The organism is Saccharopolyspora sp. NPDC045941, from assembly GCF_056431445.1.
The window spans coordinates 1-7292 of sequence record NZ_JBWKKU010000137.1 but is presented as its reverse complement, the minus strand read 5'-3'; the positions used below and the strand labels follow the sequence as shown (position 1 = coordinate 7292).

Genomic DNA, 7292 nt, shown 5'->3' with positions numbered 1-7292 from the left:
GCGCAGCAGGCGGGTCGTCTCCTCCTCGGTGAGCTTGAACACCGGGATGCCCGTCCAGTTCGCCAGCACCTCGGCGATCTGCTCGTCGTCGACCTCGGCGACCACGTCGAGGTCACCGGCCTTCCACTGCTTCTCCCGCTCCTCCTTCTGGCCGAGGAGCTGCTTCTCCTCGTCCCGCAGGCGGGCGGCCCGCTCGAAGTCCTGCGCGTCGATCGCGGACTCCTTCTCCCGGCGCACGTCGGCGATCTTCTCGTCGAACTCGCGCAGGTCCGGCGGCGCGGTCATGCGGCGGATGCGCATCCGGGCGCCGGCCTCGTCGATCAGGTCGATCGCCTTGTCCGGCAGGAAGCGGTCGTTGATGTAGCGGTCGGCCAGGCTCGCCGCGGCGACCAGCGCGGAGTCGGTGATCGACACCCGGTGGTGCGCCTCGTAGCGGTCCCGCAGGCCCTTGAGGATCTCGACGGTGTGCTGCAGCGACGGCTCGCCGACCTGGATCGGCTGGAAGCGGCGCTCCAGGGCCGGGTCCTTCTCGACGTACTTCCGGTACTCCTCGAGCGTGGTGGCACCGATGGTCTGCAGCTCGCCGCGGGCCAGCATCGGCTTGAGGATGCTCGCCGCGTCGATCGCACCCTCGGCGGCGCCCGCGCCGACCAGGGTGTGGATCTCGTCGATGAACAGGATGATGTCGCCGCGGGTCTTGATCTCCTTGAGCACCTTCTTCAGGCGCTCTTCGAAGTCACCGCGGTACCGGGAACCGGCGACCAGCGAGCCCAGGTCCAGGGTGTAGAGCTGCTTGTCCTTCAGCGTCTCGGGCACCTCGCCCTTGACGACCTTCTGGGCCAGCCCCTCCACGACCGCCGTCTTGCCGACGCCGGCCTCGCCGATGAGCACCGGGTTGTTCTTGGTGCGCCGCGAGAGGACCTGCATGATCCGCTCGATTTCCTTCTCCCGGCCGATCACCGGGTCGAGCTTGCCCTCGCGGGCGCTCTGCGTGAGGTTGCGGCCGAACTGATCCAGCACCAGCGACGACGACGGGGTGCCCTCGCCGCGGCCGCCGGCCTCGGCGGGCTCCTTGCCCTGGTAGCCCGAGAGCAGCTGCAGCACCTGCTGGCGCACCCGGTTGAGGTCCGCACCGAGCTTGACGAGCACCTGTGCGGCGACGCCCTCGCCCTCGCGGATCAGCCCGAGCAGGATGTGCTCGGTGCCGATGTAGTTGTGACCGAGCTGCAGCGCCTCGCGCAACGACAGCTCCAGCACCTTCTTGGCCCGTGGGGTGAACGGGATGTGTCCGCTGGGGGCCTGCTGCCCCTGGCCGATGATCTCCTCGACCTGCTGGCGCACGCCCTCAAGCGCGATACCCAGCGACTCCAACGCCTTGGCGGCGACACCCTCACCCTCGTGGATCAAGCCCAGGAGAATGTGCTCGGTGCCGATGTAGTTGTGGTTGAGCATCCGGGCCTCTTCTTGGGCCAGGACGACCACCCGCCTCGCGCGGTCGGTGAACCTCTCGAACATTCGCACTCCCTGACTGCTGCGCCGGCGGTCTCGTTGGCGGGACACGGCTCCTGCATCGCCGATGCCCACGACGGGGTTCAGCACTCTTGAGGACCACTGTAGTAGCCCCACCCGGTCGCGGTCCGTGCCCGCTACGGCCTACTGCCCACATTCTTGTCCGGCACCCTGACCAACGGCACGCTGGCCTGCGAGATTCCGGATTTGGACCGATCGGATGGCCCTGTCCGCTCAGCGCGAACAGGTCTTACTGCTCGGACTGATCGGCGGACGAGCCGCGCCTCCCGCCGATCGGCACCACCATCGGGGTACCCGCGACGGGATCAGCAATCACCCGCGCCTTCAGCCCGAAAACCTCGGCCAGCAACTCCTCGGTGAGCACCTCGCCCGGCTCGCCCTCGGCGACGATCGCGCCGGCCTTCATCGCCACCAGCCGGTCGGCGTAGCGGGCGGCCAGGTTCAGGTCGTGCAGCACCATCACGACGGTACGACCGCTCTCGTCGTGCAGCTGCCCGACCAGCTCCAGCACGTCCACCTGGTGCGAGAGGTCCAGGTAGGTGGTCGGCTCGTCGAGCAGCAGCAGGTCGGTGCCCTGCGCCAGCGCCATGGACAGCCAGGCGCGCTGCCGCTGGCCGCCGGAGAGCTCGTCCAGGGTGCGGTCGGCGAGGTCGGCGATGCCGGTCATGCCCAGCGCCTCGGCCACCGCCGACTCGTCGTCGGAGGACCACTGCCGGTACCAGGACTGGTGCGGGTGCCTGCCGCGGGCGACCAGGTCGGCGACGGTCAGGCCGTCCGGCGCCACCGGCGACTGCGGGAGCACCCCGAGCACCCTGGCGACTTCCTTGGTGGACATCTTGTGGATCTGCTTGCCGTCCAGCAGCACGCTGCCGCGCCGCGGGTTCAGCAGCCGGCCCAGCACGCGCAGCAGCGTCGACTTGCCGCAGCCGTTCGGGCCGATCACCGCGGTGATGGTGCCGTCCACGACGTCGAAGTCCAGGCCGTCGACGATGACGCGGTCGCCGTAGGCCAGCTGCAGGTCGGTGGCGTGCAGCCGCTGCCGGTCGCCAGCGGGCACCGCGCGTCCGTCGTCGGTCGTCTTGGACGTGGCGGATGCGGTCATGCGCGGGCCTCCCGGTACCGACGAACGAGCAGGTAGATCAGGTACGGGGCGCCGAGGATGGCGGTGATGATGCCGACCGGCAGCTCGGTGCCGCCGAAGGCGGTCCGGGAGATCACGTCCGAACCGACGACGAGCGCGGCGCCGAGCACGGCGGAGGCGAGCAGCGGCGGCCGCGAGGTGCGCGCCACGCGCAGCGCGATCTGCGGGGTGGCCAGCGCGACGAACTGGATCGGCCCGGCCGCGGCGGTGGCGATCGACGCCAGCGCGACCGAGGCCAGCAGCAGCACGCCGCGCGAGAAGTCCATCCGGACGCCCAGGCCGCGCACCGTGTCGTCGTCGAACTGCAGCGCGCCGAGCACGTGCGCGCCGATCAGGGCCAGCGGGATCAGCACGACCAGGGCGATCCCCACCGGGATGACGTGCTCCCAGCCGCGCGCGTTGAGGCTGCCGGTCAGCCACACCATGGCCCGGCTCGCCTCGGTGACGTCGCCGACGGTGAGCAGCCAGTAGGTCGCGTTGCCCGCCAGCGCGCTGACGCCGACGCCGACCAGCACCAACCGGAAGGAGTCCACGCCGCGGCGGTAGGCCAGCCCGTAGACGGCGATGCCGGTGACCAGCCCGCCCGTCAGCGCCACCAGCGGCAGGCCATAGTCGGCCAGCGCGCCCGCGAGGCTGCCCGCGGTGCCGCCGAGCACGATCACCAGCGTCGCGGCGGTGCCCGCGCCCCAGGTGATGCCGAGCATGTCCGGGCTGGCCAGCGGGTTGCGGGCGAGGGCCTGCATGATCGCGCCGGCGAGGCCGAGCGCGGCGCCGACCAGCAGGCCGGTCAGCGACCTCGGCAGCCGCAGCTCCCAGATGATGATCTGCTGCGCCCGGTCGCCGCCGCCGAACAGCGTGTTGAGCACCTCCAGCGGGCTGATCTGGTACTCGCCGAGGCCGACGTTGAGCACGAACACGGCCAGCAGCACGACCAGGCCGCCCAGCAGCGCCACCAGCGGCCGCAAGCGCAGCACGCCGGAGAACGGGCCCACCCGGACCGGCCGGCGACCGGCGACGCCCGGCTGCTCGTCTTCGAGGACCTGGGTCACAACCGCACCAACTTCCGGCGGCGCACGAGCGCGATGAAGAACGGTGCGCCGACCATCGCCAGCATCACCCCGACCTGCACTTCGGACGGCCGCGCCACGACCCGGCCGAGCACGTCGGCGAGCAGCACCAGCGACGCGCCCAGCAGCCCGGCGAACGGCAGCAGCCAGCGGTAGTCGGCGCCGGTGAAGTAGCGGGCCACGTGCGGCACGATCAGCCCGACGAACCCGATCGGCCCGCAGATCGCGACCGCGCCGCCGACCAGGATCGCGATCGCGGCGATGCCCATCCGGCGGGCCCACTCGACGCGGTGGCCGAGCGAGCGGGCCACGTCGTCGCCGAGCGACAGGGCGTTGAGGCTCGACGCGTTGGCCAGCGCCAGTACCACGCCCACCACCAGGAACGGCAGCACCTGGGGGATCACCGCGGTGTCGGTGATCGCGATGGAGCCGACCTTCCAGAAGCGGTAGGTGTCCATGGTCTGCTGGTCGGAGATCACCAGCGCCGAGGTGATGGCCTGCAGCAGGTGGCTGATCGCGGTGCCAGCCAGCGCCAGCGTCACCGGGGTCGGGCCGCCGCGGCCGAGGGAGCCGATCGCGAACACCGCGAGCGCGCCCACCATCGCGCCGGCGAAGCCGAACCAGATGAAGCCGAGCAGCGTCGTGACGCCGAAGGTGTAGACCGCGAGCACGACGGCCAGCGCCGCGCCCTGCGTGATGCCGAGGATGCCCGGGTCGGCGATCGGGTTGCGGGTGTGGCCCTGCATCAGCGCGCCGGCCAGGCCCAGCGCCGCGCCCGCGAGGACGCCGACCACGGTGCGCGGCACCCGCAGCTCGCGGATGATCAGGTCGTTCTCCGTGCCGGTCGGCGCGAACAGCCCGGCCCACACGTCCGCCAGCGGGATCGTCTTGGCGCCGATCACCACGCTGAGCACGCAACTGACCGCCAGCACGACCAGCAGGACGACGATGCCCGTCACCCGGCGGCGCCGGCGTTGTCGCAGGCGTTCGCCGCCTGCAGCGATGGACGCCGCGGCCTGCTCGGACCCGGGAGGGCCGTCGACGGCCACGCTGCGACTCACGTCCCACTCCCTCTGTTCACCCGTCCGGACCGCACTTAGGTTAGGCCCACCTAAGGCTGAACCAACAGGGTGGGCCGGAATGTCCGATGTCACATGCCGGCGGAGGGCGGCGGTCTACCGGCGCCGGGGCAACCGGGAAAAAGGGCAACTCGGGTCGCAATCGGACAAGATCTCGCGTTGATCAATCGCCACTTTTCGGCCCGGCAAGCGGCGAATAGAGTTATCCGAACGCAACGAGGGGCGTTTGCGGGGCCCATCTGCCCGCAAACGCCCCTCGGCGTCGGTTACTTCAGTTCGCCTGGTGGTACTGCTCGACGATGTCGGCGGGGATACGGCCCCGGTCCGACACCTTCAGACCGCGCTTGCGAGCCCATTCCCGAATGGCCTGGTTCTGCTCGCGATCGGCACTCGTGGAACCGCCGGCGGCACGCGCCGTGGCACCCGGGCGCGGACCCGGCTTCTTCCGGCCGCCCGCCCGGCGCGCGTTCGAGACGTAGTTCGCGAGGGCATCCCGCAACTCACCGGCATTGTCGGCGGAAAGGTCGATCTGGTAGGCGACGCCGTCCAATCCGAACTCGACGGTTTCATCCGCCTGACCGCCGTCGAGATCGTCGACAAGGGTGACTGTGACCTTCTGCGCCATCTTCGAAGTCCTCCCCGGAGCAAAAAATGTGCAATAGCGGGACAGCGACATCCGCCAGGAGCGCAACTCCCTTGCGAGTACGTCAATAAGCCGTCACCGGAACATTCTGAGCACAGGTTAGCGCAGTAACTGCGACAATGCACTCACCCGGGCCGGAAAATTCACCGCCTCGCGCCCTGATCGGGTCATTCCGGCCGGACCAGCGGGAACAGGATCGTCTCCCGGATACCGAGACCGGTCAACGCCATCAACAACCGGTCGATACCGATTCCGACCCCGCCGCTGGGCGGCATTCCGTACTCCAGGGCGCGGAGAAAGTCCTCGTCGATCGGCATGGCCTCGTCGTCTCCGGCGGCCGCGAGTGCGGCCTGTTCCTCGAGGCGAGCGCGTTCCACCACCGGGTCGACGAGTTCGGAGTATCCGGTCCCGAGCTCGAACCCGCGAACGTACAGATCCCATTTCTCCGCCACGCCCGGCTCGGTGCGGTGCTGCCGGGTCAGCGGGGAGGTCTCCAACGGGAAGTCGCGAACGAACGTCGGAGCGGTCAAATGATCGCCGACCAGGTGCTCCCACAGCTCCTCGACGAGCTTTCCGTGGCCGTGCTTGGGATCGGTCTGCAATCCGTAGGAGTCCGCGTGCTTGCGCAGCGCCTCCACCGGAGTTTCCGGGGTGATCTCCGAATCCAGCGCTTCCGACAAGGAGTCGTACATCCGCAGCGACGCCCACTCACCGGACAAGTCGTACTCGGTCCCGTCGAACCAGGTGACCACCTGCGAACCCGCGACCGCCTCGGCCGCTTCCTGGATCAGCGACCGGGTGAGCTCGGCCATGTCGTTGTAATCGGCATACGCCTGGTAGAACTCCAACATCGCGAACTCCGGCGAGTGGGAAGAATCACTACCCTCGTTGCGGAAGTTCCGGTTGATCTCGAAAACCTTCTCGATCCCGCCGACCACGCATCGCTTCAGATACAACTCCGGCGCGATCCGCAGGAACAGGTCGATGTCGAAGGCGTTGGAATGCGTCGTGAACGGGCGAGCCGCGGCACCGCCTTGCAGCGTCTGCAACATCGGGGTTTCCACCTCGACGAAACCGCGCCGGTCGAACGAATCCCGCAGCGATCGCTGAACCGCGGCGCGGGTGCGCACCGTGTCGGCGGCCTGCTTCCGCACGATCAGATCGACGTAGCGCTGCCGGACGCGGGTTTCCTCGCCGAGGTCCTTGTGCATCACCGGCAGCGGGCGCAGCGTCTTGGCCGCCATCCGCCATTCGTCGGCCATCACAGACAGCTCGCCGCGCCGGGAGGTGATCACCTCGCCGTGCACGAAGACGTGGTCGCCGAGGTCGACATCGGCCTTCCAGGCCGCCAGCGAGTCCTCACCGACCTGCTTGAGGCTGAGCATGGCCTGCAGCTCGGTCCCGTCGCCGGCGCGCAGCGTCGCGAAGCAGAGCTTTCCGGTGTTGCGCAAGAACATCACGCGGCCCGCGACGCCGACCTGGGCGCCGGTGGCGGTGTCGGGCTCCAGGTCCGGGTACGCGGCGCGCACCTCGGCGAGGCCGTGCGTGATCGGCAGGGTCACCGGGTAGGGGTCGACTCCGGCGGCGAGCAGGCGCTCCCGCTTCTCCCGCCGGATCCGCATCTGTTCCGGCAGATCGTCGACGCCGTCAGCGCTGGTTGCCGGAGGGTTGGGAAGGTCCTGGTCAGTCACGGCCTCCAAGGGTACGTTTCGCCCTCCGCGACGCCGCCACCAGGCGTCCTAATCAGTTCTGGGAGTGAGCCATCGGGCAAACTCCTGGTTGGTAGCCGACTGGCAGGTGAGCACTCTGTCGTCCTGGACGTGTGAGTCCTG

6 protein-coding genes are annotated in these 7292 nt (G+C 69.5%); all 6 read right to left on the bottom strand.

Annotated features, from left to right (window positions below):
• On the bottom strand, nucleotides 1-1515 hold a 1515-nt coding region (locus AC07FN_RS45485; RefSeq protein ID WP_452618803.1), incomplete at its 3' end, for a Clp protease N-terminal domain-containing protein.
• A 244-nt stretch (nucleotides 1516-1759) separates the two neighbouring features.
• Nucleotides 1760-2632, bottom strand: coding sequence for an ABC transporter ATP-binding protein (locus tag AC07FN_RS45480; protein WP_478401312.1), 873 nt, complete (start codon nucleotides 2630-2632; stop codon nucleotides 1760-1762).
• Nucleotides 2629-3720, bottom strand: coding sequence for a FecCD family ABC transporter permease (locus AC07FN_RS45475; protein WP_478401311.1), 1092 nt, complete (start codon nucleotides 3718-3720; stop codon nucleotides 2629-2631). The genes AC07FN_RS45480 and AC07FN_RS45475 overlap by 4 nt, the downstream gene beginning before the upstream one ends.
• Entirely contained in the window at nucleotides 3717-4799 is a 1083-nt protein-coding gene (locus AC07FN_RS45470) for a FecCD family ABC transporter permease (protein ID WP_478401310.1), read from the bottom strand. The genes AC07FN_RS45475 and AC07FN_RS45470 overlap by 4 nt, the downstream gene beginning before the upstream one ends.
• A 289-nt stretch (nucleotides 4800-5088) precedes the next feature.
• Nucleotides 5089-5442, bottom strand: a complete 354-nt coding sequence (locus AC07FN_RS45465; RefSeq protein ID WP_010308148.1) for a histone-like nucleoid-structuring protein Lsr2 — start codon at nucleotides 5440-5442, stop codon at nucleotides 5089-5091.
• A gap of 185 nt (nucleotides 5443-5627) precedes the next feature.
• A complete protein-coding gene (gene lysS / locus AC07FN_RS45460; RefSeq protein WP_478401313.1) occupies nucleotides 5628-7082 on the bottom strand; it encodes a lysine--tRNA ligase in 1455 nt (484 codons plus the stop codon).
• Between the last annotated feature and the right edge of the window lie 210 nt (nucleotides 7083-7292).